Source organism: Pseudoalteromonas sp. J010 (assembly GCF_003934235.1).
In the GTDB taxonomy this organism is placed as follows: domain Bacteria; phylum Pseudomonadota; class Gammaproteobacteria; order Enterobacterales; family Alteromonadaceae; genus Pseudoalteromonas; species Pseudoalteromonas peptidolytica.
The window spans coordinates 26,621-47,854 of record NZ_RDBW01000034.1 but is presented as its reverse complement, the minus strand read 5'-3'; the positions used below and the strand labels follow the sequence as shown (position 1 = coordinate 47,854).

Sequence of the window (21,234 nt, the reverse complement as noted above, 5' to 3'; positions counted from 1 at the left end):
TGGGTATAAGGTGAGATGGGCGTTGTCAGTACAAGCCCATCGTTATTTGTCGGCTATCCGCGCCAGAAGGTAGGTGTAAACAACACCAATAATGTAAATATCTCTAATCGACCAAATACCATCGCTAAGGTCAGTATCCACTTTGCAGAATCGCTAATATCACCATAATGCGCAGCCACCTCGCCAAGGCCGGGACCGAGGTTATTTAGACAAGCAGCCGTTGCAGAAAAGGCGGTGATATTATCCAGACCAGTACCAAGTAATGCGACCATAATAATGACAAAAACCAGCGCATAAGCGGAAAAGAATCCCCATACGGCTTCGACGACTTTATCTGGTAGGGCTTTACGACCCAGTTTAATTGAGTAAATAGCCCTTGGGTGAACCAAGCGGTTCAGCTCACGGATCCCTTGTAAATAGAGTAAGAAGACTCGCACCACTTTCATGCCACCTCCCGTAGAGCCTGCACACCCACCAATAAAGCTTGAAAAAATCAGCAAAATAGGAAGAAACAAAGGCCAACTTGAAAAGCTATCAGTGGCAAACCCTGCGGTAGTACTAATTGACACTGCTTGAAAAAGTGCCTGATCCAAGGTTTCGTCGCCCGTTTCATAAACATTATTTGATGACAATACCGCAAAGCAGATCACCACAAGTGCGAGTTGAATAAATAGAAAAACTTTAAACTCTGGATCTCGCAGGTAGACCTTGATGTTGCGGCTTGAGACCGCAGCGTAATGCAATGAAAAGTTAATTGCAGCAATCAACAAGAAGATCACACAAATAACATTAATTAGAGGGTTATCAAAGTAACCAATAGAAGCATCATAGGTCGAAAAGCCGCCTATCGCTATAGTAGCAAAAGCATGACATATAGCATCAAACCAGTTCATTCCTGCAAGCCAATAGGAAACTGTACAAGCCGCTGTGAGTGAAACATAGATATACCACAAATGCTTTGCAGTATCGGCTATTCTCGGTGTCATTTTAGAGTCTTTTACGGGCCCTGGCGTTTCGGCTCGATACAACTGCATACCACCAACACCAAGCATAGGCAGTACAGCCACCGCTAAAACAATGATCCCCATACCGCCTAGCCACTGCAATTGTTGACGATAAAAGAGTACAGATTTTGGCAAGTGCTCAATACCTGTCAGTACTGTTGCCCCCGTTGTGGTTAGCCCAGAAAAGGCTTCAAAAACGGCATCTGCAAGTGAAAGATTCGGTTTATCGAGGAAAATTAGAGGTAAGGACGCGAATGTTCCCAGTACTAACCAGAACAATACAACGATTAAGAACCCTTCTCTGGCCTTAAGGTCGCCGTTTTCCTTGCGATTTGGATAGTACGCGAACAGTCCCATTAACACACTAAAGATGAAAGCTAGGACAAAAGGTACACCACCACCATCTTTGTATATCAAAGAGACAATGGCCGGTGGCACCATAGTGATACTAAACAGGGCAACTAATTGTCCGAGAATTTTTATTATGGTACGAAATTGCATTTTGTACGCTGCACTTTTGTTATTTAACCAGAGGTTAATGAGTAAATGTAAAGAAGTAGAGCCTACTCCTTGAGGTGTTTAAATAATACAACACCATTGGTTAATTCATAAATAGCATCAATAATTTGTTGTGTCTGTCGACTATCGACAGAAAGCTGCCACGCAATATTGGCACCATACGCTTTATCACTATGTAACACCGTAAATTGGCTTTGTAACAACTGCTCTATCACCCCCTGAAGATGGTAATCACTCTGGCCAACAATGATAGAAGCAGGTACTTTTTTGCTTGTTTTGAGTATAGCCAAAGCATTATTGAGGGTTCCACCATACGCCCTTACTAAACCGCCCGTGCCTAGCTTGATACCACCAAAATATCGTGTGGTTACTGCCGTTATTTCTCCAAGGCCAGAACCCAACAAAACATTTAGCATTGGCTTACCCGCAGTGCCATTTGGCTCGCCATCATCAGAAAAACCTAATATATGACTTCCTCCTGGTGCCCCGGCAATGTGTGCCCAACAGTTGTGACGCGCATCTGGATACTGCTCATTGATGTGTTTAATAAATGCTTTGGCGTCCTCAATAGTAGGGGTATGCGCCAAATGGACAATAAACGCGCTTTTCTTAATTTCTTCGTGATGACTAATTGTTTCACTCGGGATGAAATATTCTGACATACTGCTCCAAACTAAAAGGGAGCCAATTGGCTCCCAAACATACTGATAGTTAGTACTCGCTAGCAGATCACTCTAGACCGAGATCTCTGGTCATATTTTCTAGCCTATCTTCATGAACAATGATGTTGTCCTCAATACGGATACCACCATATGGCTTCAGCGCATCAATTTTATCCCAATTAATGTACTGTTTGTTGTTTGTTTGCACCAAATCTTCTAATAATGAATCAATGAAGTATAGGCCAGGTTCAATGGTGAATACTTGATTTGCTTCAATTTTACGGGTACAGCGCAAGAATGGGTGACCTTCGGGTGGCGCTTGATGCGTGCCCGCTTCATCCGCCATAAACCCGCCCATATCGTGTACCTGTAGACCGATGTGGTGACCGAGACCATGAGGGAAGAACGTCGATGTAATGCCTTTTTCAACTATCGCTTGTGCATCTAGCTTAACAATATCAAAGTCACTGAGTACTTGCGCCACACGATGATGACAATCGATATGTAGCTCACCGTATAGTTTGCCCGGTTGTAATGCTTTACCCAACTCAATTTGGTGATCGTTCATGACTTTCACCAACTCGGCAAATTCACCTTGCTTGGCGAAATCATAGGTTCGCGTAATGTCAGAGGCATAGCCATTGTAGTTAGCTCCTGCATCAATCAAAAACGACAAATGCTGACTCGGCGCTTTGCGTTCAAAATGGGTATAGTGCAAGATGGCACAGTTTTCGTTCAGTGCGACAATATTACCGTAAGGTGTATCGTTTTCCATATGTAGAGTCGCATTGAGATACGCTTGCTGGATTTCAAATTCAGAGCCACCAGCAAAAAACGCTTCTCGCGCAGCCACATGACCCAGCACACCTAGACGACTTGCTTCACGTAAACATGCCATTTCGTATTGGGTTTTATAAGCACGATGATAATGTAGGAAGTTCATTACCGGCTCAGGGTTCACTTGGGTAAAACCTAGCGCTTGTGCAACTTCTAAATACTCACCGATGTAGGCATAATTTGCTTTGTCGTAAGGTAGTAGCTGCTCAACTTGATCCGGCTTAACTAAGAGCTGAATATCAAAATACTCAGCCCAGAAGTCTCTTGGTTCATCCGGCACTTTGTGCCAAAAATCAACCGGACGATAGAAGATAAGCTTAGGTTTATCATTGCCGTTAACCACAATCCAGCAATGCGGGTTATCGATAACAGGTAACCAAGCTTTAAATTGTGGGTTAACTTTAAACGGATAGTACATATCATCAAGGAACTGACGCTTAGCTTGACCAGAGTGGATCACAAGCCCATCTAGTCCTTCTCTGTCTACTATCGTTTTTGTACGCTGTTGCAAAGTGGCAATATGCTCTGCGTATAAATTTGCTAACTTATCCATGGGTTACCCATTTTCAAAAATTCACATGCTTTCGAGTCTATCATAGCTGTTACCTAAAAACGACGAACTGAGTCTAATACCAGCCATGTGCGGTTACTTCACAATTTTCATCTCTAAAATATCAGCTAAGATATTGCCATCTCGACCAAGGCGAGTGTGATACACCTGTCGATATGCCATCACATTTTTCACGTAATCTCGTGTTTCTTTATACGGAATTAGCTCTATCCACAGCTCAGCAGGCATAGCCTCTGAAGGTAACCAACGTTTTATTCGGTGGTAGCCTGCGTTATAAGATGCGGTTGCTAAAATCTCATTACCGGCATTTTTACGCTTTAAGTACTCCAAATAACTAGTCCCAAGGCGGATATTGGTTGCAGGTTGATAAAGCCGCTTTTTTGTTACGCGTTTACGGTTGTTAACGTACTTTGCCGTACTTGGAAGTAGCTGCATTAAGCCATGGGCATCGGCGCTAGAGCGAGCGTCAGGTGCAAAGGAACTCTCTCGACGCGCAATCGCAATACTCCAAGCAAGGTCAACGCGATGGCGTTTACTGTACTTTGAAAATAGGTCTTTAAATGCCATCGGGAAGCGTAAATCCACATAATCCCAAGCTTTGATTTGGGCTAGCGTAAAAATGGTGCTGTCATACCAATCGAACTCGGCAGCCAATACAGATGCTGCGAGCTTTTCATCTTTACTTGAGGTATTGGTTAAGTAGTTCCACTCTCTTCGCGCTTGAGTATAACGTTCTAACTCATACAACGCTTTAGCACGTTTAAACCCTGGCGCTTGAGATACTTGATCAACAATAGCAGCGTCAATTTCTAGCGGCAGCTCATTTAAAGATACGGGTAAACCCAATCGCGCAGCGGCTAAAAATCCGTAGTAATCACGCTCCTTGGCAAGTTGCTGCCAAATCGCATTTGCGCCAGCAATATCTCCTCGTTTTGACAAGCTAAAAGCCAACCAATATTGCTGTGCGTTACTGAGTTGCTCATGGCCCACAAATAACGCCGAAATACCTTCCCAGTCTTGCTCTTTTAGCATATTACTCATCAGCCATTGCAAGAGCTTTTTATCCTGTAGTGATTTTGGCACCTTATTCAACCAAAACCGTGCGTCTTTGTGACCTTTTGACGCTAGTGCCAATGCAAAGCGATATGCCACACTGTCTTTTTGTTGCTGCGAGAAACTGAACATGTTTTGCATTTTCTGCCATGCTCGCAGCGCCAAGTCAGGATCGCGCCAAATCAGTCTGCGGACACCGTATACCGCTATTTCAGACTCTTTTACGGTGCGCTTTTTAAAGCGGTACAAGCCCGCCGCCGCACTAGGGTCTTGACGTACCGTTTTATATAGCTGGGCTAAGTAGGCTTCGTGCTTTGGTAGTAACTTTTGAAGATAGTCCAATAGGGATGTTTGCCCTGACTGTGCAGCATTAGAAACTCGCTGCCACACCCGCTCTGAGGTTCTATACCCGGCTTTTTGCCACGCCCTAAAAAGCCCATCACATGCTCTTGGCTGGGATTTTCCTACAGTCCAAATATCAGCAACTTGATCTAAGATTGCCTTTTTCGGTGCACCTAAATCAAGCTGATAAGACAAATAAGTACACTTCAGCTCCACATCACTTGTTTCTCGGTAAAACTCGATAAAGCGCGCTTTCTTTTTGTGGCGCTTTAGATACTCCAACCAAGCCGAACGCACCGGCCACTCGAGTGGTGTGTGCTCGTATATAGTTAGAAAGTGCTGGATTTCTTGTTGATATTTCAACCTAGGATGGCGCTGATAAAATGCCATTTCCACATAAGGCTTAAGCGGATGATCAAGCTGCGCTACGGCTGCTGTAAAATTGTTATAATTGCCAGACCAAGCAATACGCTCAGCCTGTTTAAATTCATCATGAGTGCTCTGAGCTGCACCAAGACAGCTTACGAAACATAAACTGCCCACAGCTAGGCGACGTAACCAATGTGTCATGCAAACCCTTTTCAATCTGCTAAAAACAATTCACACCGAAATTGAAATACAGCCAAAGTATGCTTATCTAAAGGTGGCGTAAAACAACGGCTACTTTGGCTTGTAATTTGCGGTTCAGCTCGCAAACTACACATAATACGCGGTGTGTTAAGCCACCATAGCAAACCGACTCAGGTATTTCAGTAAATGTGCGGTAAATTTTTCATTGCAATTTGCCGCCAAAGGATCCACACTGATTGAAATTACAACTCATCGTACCAGTGTATAGCACGGGAGAACATGTATGTTAATCAAACGCGAGTCCTTTGTAGTTGATTTTTGCAAAGGCAATATCGCTGAGTTTAAATTTTGCCTACCAGGCTCAGTCAATAAATTATCTCAGCAAGTACTTAAAGAAAGCCATGAAGCGCTAATCGAGTTGAGTAAGCGCGATGATATTCAAGGCCTAATCTTTAGCAGCGACAAAGACCATTTTATCGTTGGCGCTGATATTTTCGAATTCCTGCCTACCTTCCAACGTCCAGAAGAAGAACTGGTTGGCTGGATTAAGGATGCAACCGATGTCTTCGATGCGATAGAAGACTTGCCCTTCCCAACATTATCAGCTGTCAACGGCTTAGCACTTGGTGGTGGCTGTGAGTGGTTATTAGCTACCGATTATCGTATCGCCTCAGACAGTGCCAAGATTGGCTTACCTGAAGTAAAACTCGGGATCATGCCAGGCTTTGGTGGTACCGTAAGGCTTCCTCGCTTAATCGGCGCTGACAATGCGATGACGTGGATCACCACGGGTAAAGAAAACCGCGCAAACGACGCATTGAAAGTCGGTGCAGTTGACGGTGTAGTGCCTGCTGACAAATTAATGGCAGCCGCTATTCGCACATTAGAACAAGCTATCGAAGGTAAACTGGATTGGCGTGCAAAACGCCAAGTTAAGCTTGAACCTTTGAAGATGAACCGTGTTGAGCAAGGCATGAGTTTTGGTATGGCTGAAGGCATGGTAATGGCCAAAACTAAAGGTCACTACCCTGCACCTATGATGGCTGTACAAACACTCAAAGCAGCCGCAAACCTTGGCCGCAGTGAAGCAATGGCACTTGAAAACCAAAACTTTGCCAAGCTTGCTAAGACCGCAGAAGCCGCAGCGCAAACTGGTATTTTCTTGGCAGATCAATACATCAAAACAGTAGCCAAGAAACAAGCAAAGCAAAGCAACACAGAGATTAAGCAAGCCGCTGTGTTAGGTGCTGGTATTATGGGTGGCGGTATCGCTTACCAATCAGCATACAAAGGCACACCAATCGTCATGAAAGACATCCAGCAAGGTGCCCTAGACCTTGGTATGGGCGAAGCTGCAAAATTACTTGGTAAGAAAGTACAGCGCGGCCACATGTCGATGGATAAAATGGTTGCCACTTTAGGTAAAATCAAACCAACACTTAACGACCAAGATCTGCAAGACTCAGATATTATCGTTGAAGCCGTTGTTGAGAATCCAAAGATCAAAAAATCAGTCTTGGCGAGTCTTGAATCACAGCTACCTGAAGGTACAATTCTCACATCAAATACATCAACCATTCGAATTGATGAATTAGCAACTGCACTGGAAAAACCAGAAAACTTCTGTGGCATGCACTTCTTTAACCCTGTGCCAAAAATGCCTTTGGTAGAGATTATCCGTGGTGAGCAATCATCGGATGAAACCATTGCTGCCGTTGTTGAYTACGCCTTAAAACTAGGTAAGTCTCCTATTGTTGTTAATGACTGCCCAGGCTTTTTCGTTAACCGGGTACTATTCCCTTACTTTGCAGGCTTCAGTCAACTTGTCGTTGAAGGTGCTGACTTCGCAAAAGTGGATAAAGTCATGGAAAATGTCTTCGGTTGGCCAATGGGTCCTGCTTACTTACTAGACGTAGTCGGTATTGATACAGCAAATCATTGTACAGGCGTGATGGCTGATGGCTTCCCTACTCGTATGGCGCGTAAAGACAAAGATCCTGTCGCCGTGTTAGCAGGTGCTGAGCGCTTTGGTCAGAAGAATCAAAAAGGCTTCTACCAATACGCACCAGATCGCAAAGGTCGCTTGAAGAAGAGTAAAGACGACAGCGCACTTGAGCTACTGAGCAGTATTTGTGACGCACCAACAGAATTTGACAAGCAAACGATTATTGAGCGCTGTATGGTGCCTATGATCAACGAAGTATTGCTGTGTCTTCAAGAAAACATCGTTGCTTCACCACAAGAAGCTGACATGGCTCTCATTTACGGTATTGGCTTCCCTCCATTTAGAGGCGGTGCATTCCGCTACCTAGACCAAATTGGCCTAGCAAACTTTGTTGCTATGGCTGATAAGTATGCTCACCTTGGTGAAATTTACCAAGTCTCTGAACAAACAAGACAGTGGGCTAATGAAGGTAAAGTGTTCTATCAAGTGGAGGGCAAGTAACATGGAAAACGCGGTAATCGTAGATTGTATTCGCACCCCAATGGGTCGCTCAAAGGGCGGTGTATTTAAACATAAGCGTGCTGAAGATCTTAGCGCACATTTGATGAAAGGCTTACTTGAGCGTAACCCTCAAGTGGCACCAGACTCTATTGATGACATTTACTGGGGCTGTGTACAACAAACTTTAGAGCAAGGTTTTAACGTTGGCCGTAATGCAGCTTTATTGGCTGGTATTCCACACACTGYGCCTGCGGTAACAGTTAATAGACTGTGCGGCTCATCTATGCAAGCGCTTCATGACGCAGCCCGCGCAATCATGACTGGGGCTGGCGATACATACCTCATCGGTGGTGTTGAGCATATGGGTCACGTGCCAATGACACATGGGAATGATTTCCACCCAGGACTTTCTACATCGATTGCTCAAGCTGCCGGTGTGATGGGGTTAACAGCTGAGTATTTAGCGCTAATGCACGGTATTAGTCGTGAGCAGCAAGATGAATTTGCCGTACGCTCACATCAACGTGCCCATGCAGCAACCCTTGAAGGACGTTTTGCCAAAGAAATCCTGCCAATGGAAGGTCATGATGCTGATGGTACACCTGTACTTGTCGAGCATGACGAAGTTATCCGCCCAGAAACAAGCCTAGAAGGCTTAGGCCAGTTACGTCCGGTATTTAACCCAGCGTCTGGTACAGTAACTGCGGGTACCTCTTCAGCGCTGTCTGACGGTGCTTCTGCGATGTTGGTCATGAGTGAGTCTAAAGCACGAGAGCTTGGCCTGCCAATTCGTGCTCGCGTTAAGTCGATGGCAGTTGCAGGTTGCGATCCTTCAATCATGGGATACGGTCCAGTACCTGCTTCGCAAAAAGCATTGAAACAAGCAGGCATTACCATCGATGATATTGATGTTGCTGAACTGAATGAAGCCTTCGCAGCACAGTCTCTACCAGTACTAAAAGACCTTGGTCTATTAGACAAAGTAGATGAGAAAGTGAATCTTAACGGTGGTGCAATTGCACTGGGTCACCCGCTGGGCTGTTCTGGTTCACGTATCAGCACAACGCTTATTAACTTAATGGAAGAGAAAGACGCAAAATACGGCCTTGCTACCATGTGTATTGGTTTAGGCCAAGGCATCGCTACCGTATTCGAGCGTGTAGATAACTAACTCCAACCAGCTGGTGCTGGGTTGTCTTATACAGTGCCAGCAAACAACTTCAACTTGGTGACCAAGGCAAAACGGCTCAGCTGTTTTGCCTTTTTTGTTTCCTGTATTTACCTTACCTCGGTTGGCTAATACCAATTATCTTAATTAAGTGGTCTATTTTGAGGCGAGAAAATTTTGTCGATAACACCGCTACCGCGTCCTGCTATCGCTGAGGTACCTACATCCATGTAGGCAAGGCAAATATTTTGCTATTTAGTTGTTCTAAATGAGAAATTTTTAACGCAGTTAGCGTCAGATTTGCTCCTTCAAATTGAGCAAGTATTAAGACTAATTGGTATCAGACTTGAGTTATCCAAACTTGAGCTTACTTACAACATGCGGTTAAAATAGCAGTTTTCCTAACTAATAACGTAACCAACAAGGCCACCCACAATGAGTTTTGATAATACCGACCATACCCTAGATGCTGTAGGCTTGCGTTGCCCTGAGCCTGTGATGATGATAAGAGGCATGGTAAGAAGGATGAACTTAGGTGAAACTTTGTTAGTGATTGCAGATGATCCCTCAACAACAAGAGATATTCCAAGTTTCTGCGAATTTATGGATCACACCTTAATTGCTAAAGCGGTGGCTGAGTCGCCATATAAATATGTAATTAAAAAAGGTCAGTAATGGTAAAAAAGCGGCGGTTGCCGCTTTTTTAAGATTTTACAATGACGACTTTTGGTACTCTAGGGTTTCGATAGTCCAAACGGATCTCATACCAGCCCTTTTTACTCGGCTTAAAACTAAAGTAATTATATACCGTATTGCAATCAGCAATTAAGGGCTGACCCAGTGTCAGCTGCCCTTCAGTTTGATAACCACAGTTATAGCCTTCACTCCATTGTTCGTCGGCAATTTTAAACTCGTATACTTTTCCCGGGCTCATAAATTTGGCTTTGGTGATATAAATCCCAGGTTGCGTCTCTTCCATACGATACTGAGGTTCTGCATCCCACAAGGTAAAATCGCCACGTAAATATAGTGTTTTATCTAACTTGCCAACTACCGTTGATGAGGTCGATTCAGCAGGTAACTGTAAGTTACTGCTACAAGCGGTAAGTGCCAACAGTACAAATGCCAGTGCCCCTTGTTTTTTTATCATAGCGAACAACCTTTTTACTTGCTAATGATGAACTAACAAAAAGCCAGCAACCGCTGGCTTTTGTATTCACACTTAATTTTGTAACACCGAAATATCAGCAGTGTTTAAGAACAGCTTACTCAACTGACTCAATAATGCTAGGCGATTCGCCTTAATGGCTTCGTCGTCCGCCATCACCATTACGTTGTCAAAGAAGTTGTCCACCGCTTCACGCAGGTTCGCTAACCGTGTGAGCGCTGTTTGATAATCGCCTTTAGCGTAAACAGGTGCAAGCTCAGCAGTTAACGCAGCAACTTGTGCTGCTAATGTTTTTTCAGCTTCTTCTTGTAATAGTGAAGTATCTACTAAAGCTTCAGAGGCAACATTGTTCTTAGCTAAAATGTTGTTTACTCGCTTATTGGCAGCAGCTAATGCTTCTGCTTCTGCTAGCGTTCTAAAGTGGCTTACCGCTTTTACTCTACGGTCAAAGTCAACTGGGCTGGTTGGGCGTCTAGCCAGTACAGCTTGAATAACATCAACGCTGATCCCTTCATCTTGGTACCATGCACGGAAGCGGCCAAGCATAAACTCAATAACATCCTCAGCGACATTTGCATTGCTCAGCTTATCTCCGAATAAGGTCATTGCTTTAGCGACAATATCCTGAATATCGAGAGGTAGCGCTTTTTCTACCATGATCCGCAATGCACCAATTGCAGCACGACGCAGTGCAAATGGGTCTTTATCCCCTTTTGGCGTCTGACCAATACCAAAAATACCCACTAAAGTGTCAAACTTATCAGCGAGCGCCACGGCAAAACTGATTGGGTTGGATGGTAAATTATCTCCAGCAAAACGCGGCATGTACTGCTCGTTTTGTGCTAATGCAACTTCTTCGGCTTCACCATCAATACGTGCATAGTGCATTCCCATTACACCTTGAACGTCGGTAAACTCCATCACCATCTCAGTCATTAGATCCGTTTTACTGAGTAGGCCAGCACGTTCAGCCAAGGCTTTATCGGCACCAAGTTGTTCGGCTATAAAACCTGCCAATGCAGAGATACGCTCTGATTTGTCTTTAAGTGTGCCAAGCTGCTTTTGAAACAATACTGTATCAAGTGACTCAAGACGACTTTCTAGCGTTTTCTTCTTATCCGTTTCAAAGAAGAATTGCGCGTCTGCCAGACGTGGGCGAACCACCTTCTCGTTACCCGAGATCACCACACTTGGATCTTTACTTTCAATGTTAGAAACAAATAAGAACTTGTTGATCAAGTTGCCTTGTTTGTCTAACAGTGGAAAGTATTTTTGGTCATCTTTCATGGTGTAGATAAGAGCTTCATCAGGCACTTGTAAAAATGCTTCTTCGAAGGATGCAACTAAAGTCACAGGCCACTCAACGAGAGAGGTAACTTCTTCAAGTAAATCTTCATCCATCGCCACTTGTGCGCCTAGCTTTTGCGCTTCAGTCTCAATCTGACTACGAATTAGCGCTTTACGTGCTTCATAATCCGCAATGACATAAGCGTCTTTTAATACTTGGTGGCTGTCATCAGCATGTGTTACACGTACACGCTCTGGGTGATGGAAACGATGTCCTTGTAGCTCATTGCCAATCGCTTTACCTAGTACTTCACCTTGGACTTGTTGACTACCAAGTAGTGCTGCCACGGTATGTACAGGGCGGATAAATTGCGTCTTGTTCGCACCCCAACGCATCGGCTTAGGAATAGGTAACTTAGCTAGTGCTTTGTTGATCACATCACTTAGTAACGTTAAAGTCTGCTGGCCTTCTACTTTTGCTTTGTGTAGTAACCAAGTGCCCTTATCAGTCTCTAAACGCTCAGCATCATTTATATCAATACCACAACCACGCGCCCAGCCTAGTGCAGCCTTTGTAGCGTTACCCTCTGCGTCAAATGCAGCTTGGATTGCAGGGCCACGCTTTTCAACAACCTTGTCTGCCTGTTGTGTCTGTAGTGCCTTAACTTGAATACCTAAACGACGAGGTGATGCGTACCAGCTAACGCCTTCATGACCAAGTTCCAGTGCTGCTAGTTCCAGCTTGGTATTCTCTGCAAACGATTCAGCAAGATTACGTAAAGCCTTTGGTGGTAATTCTTCTGTGCCAATTTCTACAAGTAAGTTTTCAGTCGACATTATTAATCCTTACAAAGCGGGAAGCCAAGTGCTTCACGTGCATCATAGTACGCCTGTGCACAGGCTTTTGATAAAGCGCGAACTCTCAAGATATAGCGCTGACGCTCAGTTACAGAAATAGCATGGCGCGCGTCTAACAAGTTAAAAGCATGGGACGCCTTCATCACTTGCTCATACGCTGGTAATGGTAGCCCTGCTTCAATCAGTTTTTCACTTTCTTTTTCGCACTGGTCAAACTGTTTGAATAGCGCATCTACATCTGCATGTTCAAAGTTATATGTCGACTGCTCAATTTCATTTTGCATGAACACATCACCATAAGTGACACGTCCCATTGGCCCATCTGTCCAAACTAAGTCATAGATGCTATCCACGCCTTGTATATACATTGCAAGACGCTCTAAACCATAAGTAATTTCACCGGTTACTGGCGAGCATTCAATACCACCAACTTGCTGGAAGTAAGTAAATTGTGTCACTTCCATACCGTTTAACCAAACTTCCCAACCAAGCCCCCAGGCACCTAAGGTTGGCGATTCCCAGTTATCTTCGACAAAACGAACTTCATGAGTCAGAGTATCGATACCTAGTGCAGCTAACGAGCCTAAGTATAATTCTTGAATGTTCTCAGGTGATGGCTTCAGTACCACTTGAAATTGGTAGTAATGTTGAAGACGGTTCGGGTTTTCACCATAGCGACCATCTGTCGGACGACGACATGGTTGCACATACGCGCTCGACATTGGTTCAGGACCAATGGACTTTAGGAAGGTCATCGGGTGGAATGTACCCGCACCAACTTCCATATCTAAAGGTTGAGCTACAACACAGCCTTGCTGCGCCCAGTAATCCTGTAAAGCCAGGATCAAACCTTGGAAGGTTTTGATATCGTATTTTTGCATAGTTGGCTTATTTTTATCTGGTACTTATCGTGTGTGAACACTGTGCTTTCCGCGCTCACGCTAGATTCAATGATTGAAAATTATGCTCAGTATACCGCGAGCGCTTTAGGGTTTTAAGCTTTAAAGCATAAAAAAAGGAGGGAAAATCCCTCCTTTTTATTAGATGGTTGTATTTATACGTCTAAGTTAACTACGCGCAAGGCATTTGTTTCGATAAACTCTCGACGAGGTTCTACCTGGTCACCCATTAGGGTTGCGAACAATTGGTCTGCAGCAATGGCATCCTCAATGGTCACACGTAGCATACGACGCGCATCTGGATCCATGGTGGTTTCCCAAAGTTGATCAGGGTTCATCTCACCTAGTCCTTTATAGCGTTGTGTATACAAGCCACGCTTAGACTCCGAAATTAGCCACTCAAGGCCTGTTTCAAAGTAATCAATTGCCTGAGTCTTTTCACCACGCTGGACGTAACCGCCCTCGGAAATTAAGTTACCAATTTGACGTCCTGTATTTGCAATACGGACATAGTCTTTTGAAGTAATAAAATCGAAGTTTAATGTGTGCGCTTTATCTACCCCGTGCTGGCGAATATTGACCACTGGGTAATACATATTACGCTCTTCATCAAATGCAACTTCAGCGTTGAAAATAGTGGCATCTTCATCTTTTTTCACAAGATCAGCAACTAAGCCTTCAGTCCATGCTGTTACTGTTGACTCATTAGATAAGTCTGTTTCGGTCAGTTCAGGATGGTAAAGCAAACGGTTCATAATTGAAGACGGATACTTACGCTTTAAACGCTCAATGATATCTATCGTATTCTGATAATCATGTACTAAGTTTTCTAGCTTGTTACCAGAAATTGGTTCCGCACCTTCAGCTGGGTATAGTGCAGCATCGTTAAGTGCCAATGTCGTTAGATACGCAGTTAGTGCATTATCATCTTTAATATAACGCTCCTGCTTACCTTTCTTCACTTTATATAGTGGCGGCTGAGCAATATACACATAACCGCGTTCAATAATCTCTGGCATTTGACGATAGAAGAAAGTCAGTAGCAGCGTACGGATGTGTGAACCATCCACGTCCGCATCGGTCATGATAATAATGCGGTGGTATCTTAGCTTTTCAGGGTTGTATTCATCACGGCCAATACCACAACCTAACGCAGTGATTAGTGTTGCCACTTCCTGAGAAGAAAGCATCTTATCAAAACGTGCTTTTTCTACGTTAAGAATTTTACCTTTGAGTGGTAGAATAGCTTGGTTTTTACGGTTACGACCTTGCTTAGCAGAACCACCTGCCGAGTCACCCTCCACTATATATAGTTCAGAAAGAGCAGGATCTCGTTCTTGGCAGTCTGCAAGTTTACCTGGCAGACCAGCTAAATCCATCACACCTTTACGACGAGTCATTTCACGTGCTTTACGTGCAGCTTCACGCGCGCGCGCCGCATCAACGATTTTGTTTACAACGGTTTTTGCATCACCAGGGTTTTCAAGCAAGAACTCGGTGAGCTTTTCCGCCATCATTTGCTCAACGGCACCTTTCACTTCACTTGAAACAAGCTTATCTTTGGTTTGTGAAGAAAACTTAGGATCAGGAACTTTAACACTAACTACAGCTGTTAAACCTTCACGGGCATCATCACCAGTAGCATTCGTTTTATGCTTCTTGTTAAAGCCCTCTTTTTCCATATAAGTGTTTAGTGTACGTGTTAATGCTGCACGGAACCCAGCTAAGTGAGTACCACCATCACGTTGTGGAATGTTGTTCGTAAAGCAGTATATATTTTCTTGGAAACCATCATTCCACTGCATCGACACTTCAACACTGATACCATCTTCACGCTCAGTCGAAAAGTGAAAAACACTTTGATGGACTGGTGTCTTTTTGCGGTTAAGGTATTCAACAAAGGCTTGAATACCCCCTTCATATTTGAAGTGGTCTTGCTTGTTCTCTTCACGCTCATCGCTAAGAATGATACTCACACCTGAGTTTAAGAATGAGAGTTCACGTAGACGTTTTGCAAGAATATCATAGTGGAAGTTTGTGTCAGAGAATGTCTCAGCACTTGGCCAAAATCTCAGTTCAGTACCTGTAGTTTCAGCTTCACCAATAATACCTAGGGGCGCATCAGGAACACCCATGGTGTATTTTTGTTGGTGCACTTTGCCATCGCGGCGAATTGTTAATTGTAGTTTTTCAGAAAGTGCATTTACAACCGATACACCTACACCATGCAAACCGCCCGATACTTTATATGAGTTATCATCAAATTTACCACCAGCGTGTAGTACTGTCATGATAACTTCTGCTGCTGATACCCCTTCTTCTTCATGTATTGAAGTTGGGATACCACGGCCATTATCTCTAACAGACACGGAGCCATCAGTATGAATTGTTACGAAAATATCGTCACAATATCCTGCTAGTGCTTCGTCAATTGAGTTATCAACGACCTCAAACACCATGTGATGCAAACCAGTGCCATCATCTGTGTCACCGATATACATTCCCGGACGCTTTCTTACAGCATCCAATCCTTTAAGTACTTTAATACTCGACGAATCGTAATTTTCCGACATGGTTTCTTCCAATTATTTTGTTATTAAGCTGCCATGTTCCACGTGGAACATTTTAATTTCACGTTCCATAGGTTCAATAACGGCGGCAATACTTTCTGGAGTAATTGCAGTAATAAACAGTTGAGACTGGCATTGTGCGAGTAAACGCGATACCGCCCCCTTAGTCTCATCACTGAGCTCCGAAGGTAAATCATCAATAAGCAATACAGATTGCTTATTACTCTCTTGGTCAATCAAACTATTCTGCATAACTTTTAAAGCATACAGCAGCAGCTTTAACTGTCCCCGAGAGAAAATATGTTCCACACTGTGCCCTTGAGTATAAAAGTTAAAGTCCGCCTTGTGCGGCCCTTTACTTGTATAGCCAAGTTTTATGTCACGCTCTAATTGATTGGCAAGTACYTCTGCCAGTTCTCCCTTCCAGCCCGCTTGAAAGCGAATTTCAAGGCCTTTAAAGATAGGGCTTATATCCCCTATCTTATCAAAAAAATGCGCCTGAAACCTACTTATATACGCTTCTCTTAGTATATTTATTTGTTCAGCAAGTCGAACAAATTCTTTATCCCAATAGCTTAATTGGGACTGAAAATCTCTGGGCTTGGTCTTGAGAAGTGCATTACGTTGTTTGAGTACTTGGTTAAACATCTTCCAAGCAGAATAAAACTGGTGTTCCACGTGGAACACCCCTAGATCAAGAAACTTTCTTCGCTCTTTTGGACCACCAAAAAACAACTCATAACTTTCAGGAGTTATCACTTGAACAGGCAGCACTTGGGCGAGTTCAGCAACTTTCCGACTTGCTTGCCCTTGGATTCTCAACTTAGTTTCGCCACTCATGTATTTACTAATACCAAGAGGTATAGACAAGTTATGTAGTTGTTTTTTAGCATGTACAACGCAATGAGAAGCCTCATGCTTGATCATTAACTTTTGTAAGTTAGTACGAAAAGATTTACCGCTGGAGAGAAAATAGATGGCTTCAAGCAAGCTTGTTTTACCGCTGCCATTTTCACCAAGAATGATGTTAACGGCATGACTAGGTGAAAGTGTTATAGCCTCAATATTGCGAAACGTATTGAGGCTGAGGTGAGTTAAACTCATATATCTATAGGCGCATTGGCATGACTACATACATTGCATTTTCATCGCCAACCGCTTCAATGAGCGCACTGCTATTCGCATCAGATAATGTAAATTGGACATCTTCCGATTTGATAGTATTCAATACATCTAGCAGGTAAGACACATTGAAGCCAACCTCTAGATCATCACCCTGATAGCCTACCTCTACAACCTCTTCCGCTTGCTCTTGCTCTGGGTTGTTAGCACTGATCTTCAAATGTCCATTGGTTAGATTTAATCGAACTCCACGGAATTTCTCATTAGACAAAATAGAAACACGTTGAAATGCACTACGTAGCCAATCACGATTTGCCGTAACTAGCTTGTCTCCACCACGTGGTAAAACTCGACGATAATCAGGAAAACGTCCGTCCACCAGCTTACTGGTAAAAGTGAACTCACTATCGATAATACGCACATGATTAGCACCAAACTGAATAGTAACGGCATTATCATCTGCCGGTAACAAGCGCATTATCTCTTGCACGCCCTTTCTCGGAATAATTAGCTGTCGTTGTGTATTTAACGATTCTGGTAGCGTTTGTTGCGCAATAGCCAAGCGGTGGCCATCTGTTGCCACTGTTTTTATTTCATTATTATCGACTTCGAAGGACATGCCATTTAGGTAATAGCGCACATCTTGATTAGCCATAGAGAAATGCGTTGCTTCAAGGAGCTTTCGAAGCTCTAAGCGTGTAATTGTAAACTCAACTTCGCCATCCCATTCTTCAAGATTAGGGAAGTCTTCTGCAGCCAGCGTAGTCAGAGAGAATCGACTTTGACCGCTCGTTAATAACAACTGATGCTCTTGGGCGCTCAACACTAAATCAGAGTTATCTGGCAAGCTCTTACAGATGTCTAACAGCTTTTTCGCAGGCAGCGTGATCTTAGCATCTGGAACACTGTTTTCTAAAGTCACTGACGCAACTAGCTCTATCTCTAAGTCTGTTCCTGTCATATATAGCGCACCACTTTTTACTTCAAGTAATACATTAGACAGAATAGGCAGTGTATGCTTGCGCTCAATGGCGCCAGAAACCTGCACGAGTGGTTTTAAAAATAGTTCTCTTGGAATAGTTATTTGCATCATTTAACCCTTAAGAAGACAGCGTTCTAATTAAGTTTTGATAATCTTCTTTAACTTCATGGCTTTCGTCACGAAGCTCTTTTACTTTTCTGCACGCGTGCAACACGGTGGTATGGTCTCGGCCACCAAACGCATCACCAATTTCAGGTAAGCTATGGTTAGTCAGTTCTTTAGACAACGCCATAGCAACTTGTCTTGGTCTTGCAACTGAACGGCTGCGACGTTTAGACAATAAATCAGAAACACGAATACGATAATACTCTGCAACTGTGCGCTGAATATTATCAATGGTGACTAGTTTATCTTGCAGCGCTAATAGGTCACGTAGCGCTTCTTTTACAAAATCGATAGAAATTGGTCGACCTGTAAAATTGGCATTCGCGATCACACGGTTTAACGCGCCCTCCAGCTCTCGAACATTTGAGCGAAGTTTTTTAGCGATAAAAAAAGCAACTTCATGTGGTAAATTGATATTACTCTGCTGCGCTTTTTTCATCAAAATAGCAACTCGAGTTTCAAGTTCTGGTGGCTCTATCGCAATTGTTAATCCCCAACCAAAACGAGATTTTAATCTATCTTCTACCCCTTCAATTTCTTTGGGGTAACGGTCAGAAGTTAAAATAATTTGCTGATTACCTTCAAGCAAAGCATTAAACGTATGGAAGAACTCTTCTTGTGAACGTTCTTTATTTGCAAAAAATTGAATGTCGTCGATCATGAGTGCATCAACGCTACGATAGTAGCGTTTAAACTCTTCTATCGCATTAYTTTGCAATGCTTTAACCATATCCTGAACAAACCTTTCAGAGTGCATATACACAATTTTTGCATCTGGTTTTTGCTCGATAATACCATTCCCAACGGCGTGCAATAAGTGCGTTTTACCCAAGCCTGTACCACCATAAATAAATACAGGGTTAAAAGCAGATCCTGGATTATCGGCAACTTGAGTTGCAGCAGCCTTGGCAAGTTGGTTGGACTTACCTTCAACAAAGTTATCGAAGGTATAGTTTTCTTTAATATTGGACTTATGTGCTGATTTAGGTGCCGGCTCCACTTTCTCAGCAACTCTAGTTTGTCCGCCTTGTGAGGCTGTAGTCTGCTCTGGAGCATGACCAACTGTCGGTGTCCTTTCTTGCGCAGTATTTGGTTGCGCCGCCAATACCGGCTTACTACCAACATCAAAGCGTAATTCTGGCGCTTCATCACCACAAATTTCAATGAGTAGCTCATTAATACGATGGAGATACTTTTCTCGCACCCAATCTAATACAAAACGATTTGGCGCATAGATAGTTAGCGTATCATCAGTACTTTCTGCCTGTAGCGGTCTTACCCACATACTAAATTGCTGAGATGGCAATTCATCCTGCAAAACATATAAACAACTTTGCCAAACCGACAGATACACTCTGAACTCCAATAGGTTTCGATTCCCGGGAATAAAAAACAGACGTTTTAGATCAACTGAACAGTTAGATCTAAACGATGATCGCCGGAAATACTTATTTATAATTACAAAATCACTGGTGGAAGCGGGGTATTATGAAGTGATCTTATCCACAAGTTCAATATTGACTTTTTGAAAAAGTAAGATCTCATCAAAATAAAAAATCAAACATATGATTTTAAAAGGTTTTTATTTTTTACCCACAAGTAAGATCATAGCAAAAAAACCACCAGATCTCACCCCAAAATTAAGATCAAATTTAGTTTTCCAGAGCTTTTCCTATTCTTACTAAATGCTATAATGCCGCCCGTCGGATCAGATCTATGCAGATCGATTTCGTATTGATCCTACTTTATATGGATCATCTATGTGTGTTCGATACTGCTGCTCAGTTTGTTCTATATATAAGGCAACAAAACGCTTGCTGTGGAATATTTAGCCACACAGAGCAGATTTTGATTGACTTTAGACGTACTCAGCTTTAATATCTCGCGCTCGCAATGGCACCTGTGCCAGGATCGCGACCTGCATAGGATGTTTTAACTTTTAACCGATCGGATGGAATTGTTATGAAAAGAACTTTTCAACCTAGCGTACTTAAGCGCAAGCGTACTCACGGTTTCCGTGCTCGCATGGCGACTAAGAACGGTCGTAAAGTATTAGCACGTCGTCGTGCTAAAGGCCGTAAAGTACTTTCTGCTTAATATTTAGTGGAAGACTTTAGCTTTAGCAGGGAGTTACGTCTGTTAACTCCCTCGCATTACTCCCGCATATTTCAAGAGCCAGCTCGCGCTGCTACACCTTATTTTACTCTACTTGCAAAACCAAATGATGTTGGTCATCCCAGACTCGGTTTAACAGTTGCTAAAAAGCGCTGTAAAAAAGCATGTCAACGAAATCGCATTAAACGTCTTGCCAGAGAAAGCTTTCGTCTAAATCGTCATAAACTGGATAACATCGATATTGTGTTGATGGTCAAGACCGGTGTTGATGAGCAATCTAATGAAGAGCTAACAAAACAGCTAACTAAGATGTGGCGTAAAATAAATGAACGTTGTAAACCAGGAGCACCAAAGCCTGCTTTTAAGCCAAGACAGCAAAAGCGTTCAAAAAAACCTCAAGGGAACGCGAAAAAGTAATAATCCGCTTTTCGCATTTCTTTTTAAGCCGCATTTACCCTTGCCAACGTAGTAATTTTACCTCAATTAAGGTAAGGTTAGCTCACCTTTTAATCAGCTATATCAATGGAAAAATAGTCTGTTTTTTCCCACTTGGGTTGAAGCAGTAAATTGAGGAAATTGATATCTACAATGCCATGAATTCAACTTCAGGGCATGGCAAAATCAGGCGTCAGTTCAAATTAGTGAGTTCGCTACCCAAGCATCTCCTTATTTTACTGATCCGAGGTTATCAACAATGGATTAGTCCCCTACTTGGACCTCATTGTCGATTTAATCCAACCTGTTCGAGCTATGCAATTCAAGCAATTAATTTACATGGAATTGCAAAAGGGAGTTGGTTAGCGGTTAAACGCATATTAAAATGTCACCCTTTGAGCGCAGGTGGAGATGATCCTGTACCTGTGAAGTCAACTAAAGTTAAACAACACGAGAAATAA

Annotated in this window: 17 protein-coding genes; 6 read left to right on the top strand and 11 right to left on the bottom strand. The window is 43.1% G+C overall.

The window, feature by feature from the left end; genetic code table 11:
• Positions 1-53: 53 nt before the first annotated feature.
• The 4 genes from EAG18_RS17635 to EAG18_RS17620 all read right to left on the bottom strand — a co-directional run bounded on the left by EAG18_RS17635 (position 54) and on the right by EAG18_RS17620 (position 5,558).
• Positions 54-1,505, bottom strand: coding sequence for a TrkH family potassium uptake protein (locus EAG18_RS17635; RefSeq protein WP_125253675.1), 1,452 nt, complete (start codon positions 1,503-1,505; stop codon positions 54-56).
• Positions 1,506-1,567: 62 nt separating this feature from the next.
• Positions 1,568-2,185 carry a YigZ family protein gene (locus tag EAG18_RS17630; RefSeq protein ID WP_125253674.1) on the bottom strand — a complete coding sequence of 206 codons (618 nt, stop codon included), beginning with the start codon at positions 2,183-2,185 and terminating at the stop codon, positions 1,568-1,570.
• A 67-nt stretch (positions 2,186-2,252) separates the two neighbouring features.
• A complete protein-coding gene (gene pepQ / locus EAG18_RS17625) occupies positions 2,253-3,575 on the bottom strand; it encodes a Xaa-Pro dipeptidase (protein ID WP_125253673.1) in 1,323 nt (440 codons plus the stop codon).
• 93 nt (positions 3,576-3,668) lie between these two features.
• The gene (locus EAG18_RS17620; protein ID WP_125253672.1) at positions 3,669-5,558 is read right to left on the bottom strand and encodes a transglycosylase SLT domain-containing protein; all 1,890 of its coding nucleotides are present in this window, start codon (positions 5,556-5,558) and stop codon (positions 3,669-3,671) included.
• Between the two features lie 283 nt (positions 5,559-5,841).
• Between EAG18_RS17620 and fadB the strand changes: the two genes are divergently transcribed.
• The 3 genes from fadB to tusA all read left to right on the top strand — a co-directional run bounded on the left by fadB (position 5,842) and on the right by tusA (position 9,847).
• Positions 5,842-8,004 (top strand): fatty acid oxidation complex subunit alpha FadB, encoded by a 2,163-nt coding sequence (gene fadB / locus EAG18_RS17615; protein ID WP_125253671.1) that lies wholly within the window; start codon positions 5,842-5,844, stop codon positions 8,002-8,004.
• 1 nt (position 8,005) lies between these two features.
• Positions 8,006-9,175, top strand: coding sequence for an acetyl-CoA C-acyltransferase FadA (fadA, locus tag EAG18_RS17610; RefSeq protein ID WP_125253670.1), 1,170 nt, complete (start codon positions 8,006-8,008; stop codon positions 9,173-9,175).
• A 432-nt stretch (positions 9,176-9,607) separates the two neighbouring features.
• The gene (gene tusA / locus EAG18_RS17605) at positions 9,608-9,847 is read left to right on the top strand and encodes a sulfurtransferase TusA (RefSeq protein WP_125253669.1); all 240 of its coding nucleotides are present in this window, start codon (positions 9,608-9,610) and stop codon (positions 9,845-9,847) included.
• A gap of 28 nt (positions 9,848-9,875) precedes the next feature.
• Here tusA and EAG18_RS17600 read toward each other — a convergent pair whose 3' ends face one another.
• The 7 genes from EAG18_RS17600 to dnaA form a co-directional block, all read right to left on the bottom strand.
• A complete protein-coding gene (locus tag EAG18_RS17600; protein WP_125253668.1) occupies positions 9,876-10,322 on the bottom strand; it encodes a hypothetical protein in 447 nt (148 codons plus the stop codon).
• 72 nt (positions 10,323-10,394) lie between these two features.
• A complete protein-coding gene (gene glyS / locus EAG18_RS17595) occupies positions 10,395-12,464 on the bottom strand; it encodes a glycine--tRNA ligase subunit beta (RefSeq protein ID WP_125253667.1) in 2,070 nt (689 codons plus the stop codon).
• A gap of 2 nt (positions 12,465-12,466) precedes the next feature.
• A complete protein-coding gene (gene glyQ, locus EAG18_RS17590) occupies positions 12,467-13,366 on the bottom strand; it encodes a glycine--tRNA ligase subunit alpha (protein WP_125253666.1) in 900 nt (299 codons plus the stop codon).
• 173 nt (positions 13,367-13,539) lie between these two features.
• Positions 13,540-15,957, bottom strand: a complete 2,418-nt coding sequence (gene gyrB / locus EAG18_RS17585; protein ID WP_125253665.1) for a DNA topoisomerase (ATP-hydrolyzing) subunit B — start codon at positions 15,955-15,957, stop codon at positions 13,540-13,542.
• A gap of 12 nt (positions 15,958-15,969) precedes the next feature.
• Complete coding sequence (gene recF / locus EAG18_RS17580; protein WP_125253664.1) at positions 15,970-17,058, bottom strand: DNA replication/repair protein RecF; 1,089 nt, start codon at positions 17,056-17,058, stop codon at positions 15,970-15,972.
• A gap of 4 nt (positions 17,059-17,062) precedes the next feature.
• Positions 17,063-18,166 (bottom strand): DNA polymerase III subunit beta, encoded by a 1,104-nt coding sequence (dnaN, locus tag EAG18_RS17575; RefSeq protein ID WP_125253693.1) that lies wholly within the window; start codon positions 18,164-18,166, stop codon positions 17,063-17,065.
• Between the two features lie 10 nt (positions 18,167-18,176).
• Complete coding sequence (dnaA, locus tag EAG18_RS17570) at positions 18,177-19,577, bottom strand: chromosomal replication initiator protein DnaA (protein ID WP_125253663.1); 1,401 nt, start codon at positions 19,575-19,577, stop codon at positions 18,177-18,179.
• A gap of 608 nt (positions 19,578-20,185) precedes the next feature.
• Between dnaA and rpmH the strand changes: the two genes are divergently transcribed.
• The 3 genes from rpmH (at position 20,186) to yidD (ending at position 21,234) form a co-directional block, all read left to right on the top strand.
• Positions 20,186-20,320: a 50S ribosomal protein L34 gene (gene rpmH, locus EAG18_RS17565; protein ID WP_010376846.1), complete on the top strand. Its 135-nt coding sequence runs from the start codon at positions 20,186-20,188 to the stop codon at positions 20,318-20,320.
• Between the two features lie 6 nt (positions 20,321-20,326).
• On the top strand, positions 20,327-20,755 hold the full coding sequence (gene rnpA, locus EAG18_RS17560; RefSeq protein WP_125253662.1) for a ribonuclease P protein component: 429 nt from the start codon (positions 20,327-20,329) through the stop codon (positions 20,753-20,755).
• A 176-nt stretch (positions 20,756-20,931) separates the two neighbouring features.
• Positions 20,932-21,234, top strand: coding sequence for a membrane protein insertion efficiency factor YidD (gene yidD / locus EAG18_RS17555; RefSeq protein WP_211091617.1), 303 nt, complete (start codon positions 20,932-20,934; stop codon positions 21,232-21,234).

Excerpts from the sequence above, each read along its gene's own strand:
- EAG18_RS17630 (WP_125253674.1), bottom strand. The coding sequence starts at position 2,185 with ATGTCAGAATATTTCATCCCGAGTGAAACAATTAGTCATCACGAAGAA.
- glyQ (WP_125253666.1), bottom strand. The coding sequence starts at position 13,366 with ATGCAAAAATACGATATCAAAACCTTCCAAGGTTTGATCCTGGCTTTA.
- yidD (WP_211091617.1), top strand. The coding sequence starts at position 20,932 with ATGAATTCAACTTCAGGGCATGGCAAAATCAGGCGTCAGTTCAAATTA.
- EAG18_RS17600 (WP_125253668.1), bottom strand. The coding sequence starts at position 10,322 with ATGATAAAAAAACAAGGGGCACTGGCATTTGTACTGTTGGCACTTACC.
- EAG18_RS17620 (WP_125253672.1), bottom strand. The coding sequence starts at position 5,558 with ATGACACATTGGTTACGTCGCCTAGCTGTGGGCAGTTTATGTTTCGTA.
- gyrB (WP_125253665.1), bottom strand. The coding sequence starts at position 15,957 with ATGTCGGAAAATTACGATTCGTCGAGTATTAAAGTACTTAAAGGATTG.
- rpmH (WP_010376846.1), top strand. The coding sequence starts at position 20,186 with ATGAAAAGAACTTTTCAACCTAGCGTACTTAAGCGCAAGCGTACTCAC.
- pepQ (WP_125253673.1), bottom strand. The coding sequence starts at position 3,575 with ATGGATAAGTTAGCAAATTTATACGCAGAGCATATTGCCACTTTGCAA.
- tusA (WP_125253669.1), top strand. The coding sequence starts at position 9,608 with ATGAGTTTTGATAATACCGACCATACCCTAGATGCTGTAGGCTTGCGT.
- glyS (WP_125253667.1), bottom strand. The coding sequence starts at position 12,464 with ATGTCGACTGAAAACTTACTTGTAGAAATTGGCACAGAAGAATTACCA.
- EAG18_RS17635 (WP_125253675.1), bottom strand. The coding sequence starts at position 1,505 with ATGCAATTTCGTACCATAATAAAAATTCTCGGACAATTAGTTGCCCTG.
- dnaN (WP_125253693.1), bottom strand. The coding sequence starts at position 18,166 with ATGCAAATAACTATTCCAAGAGAACTATTTTTAAAACCACTCGTGCAG.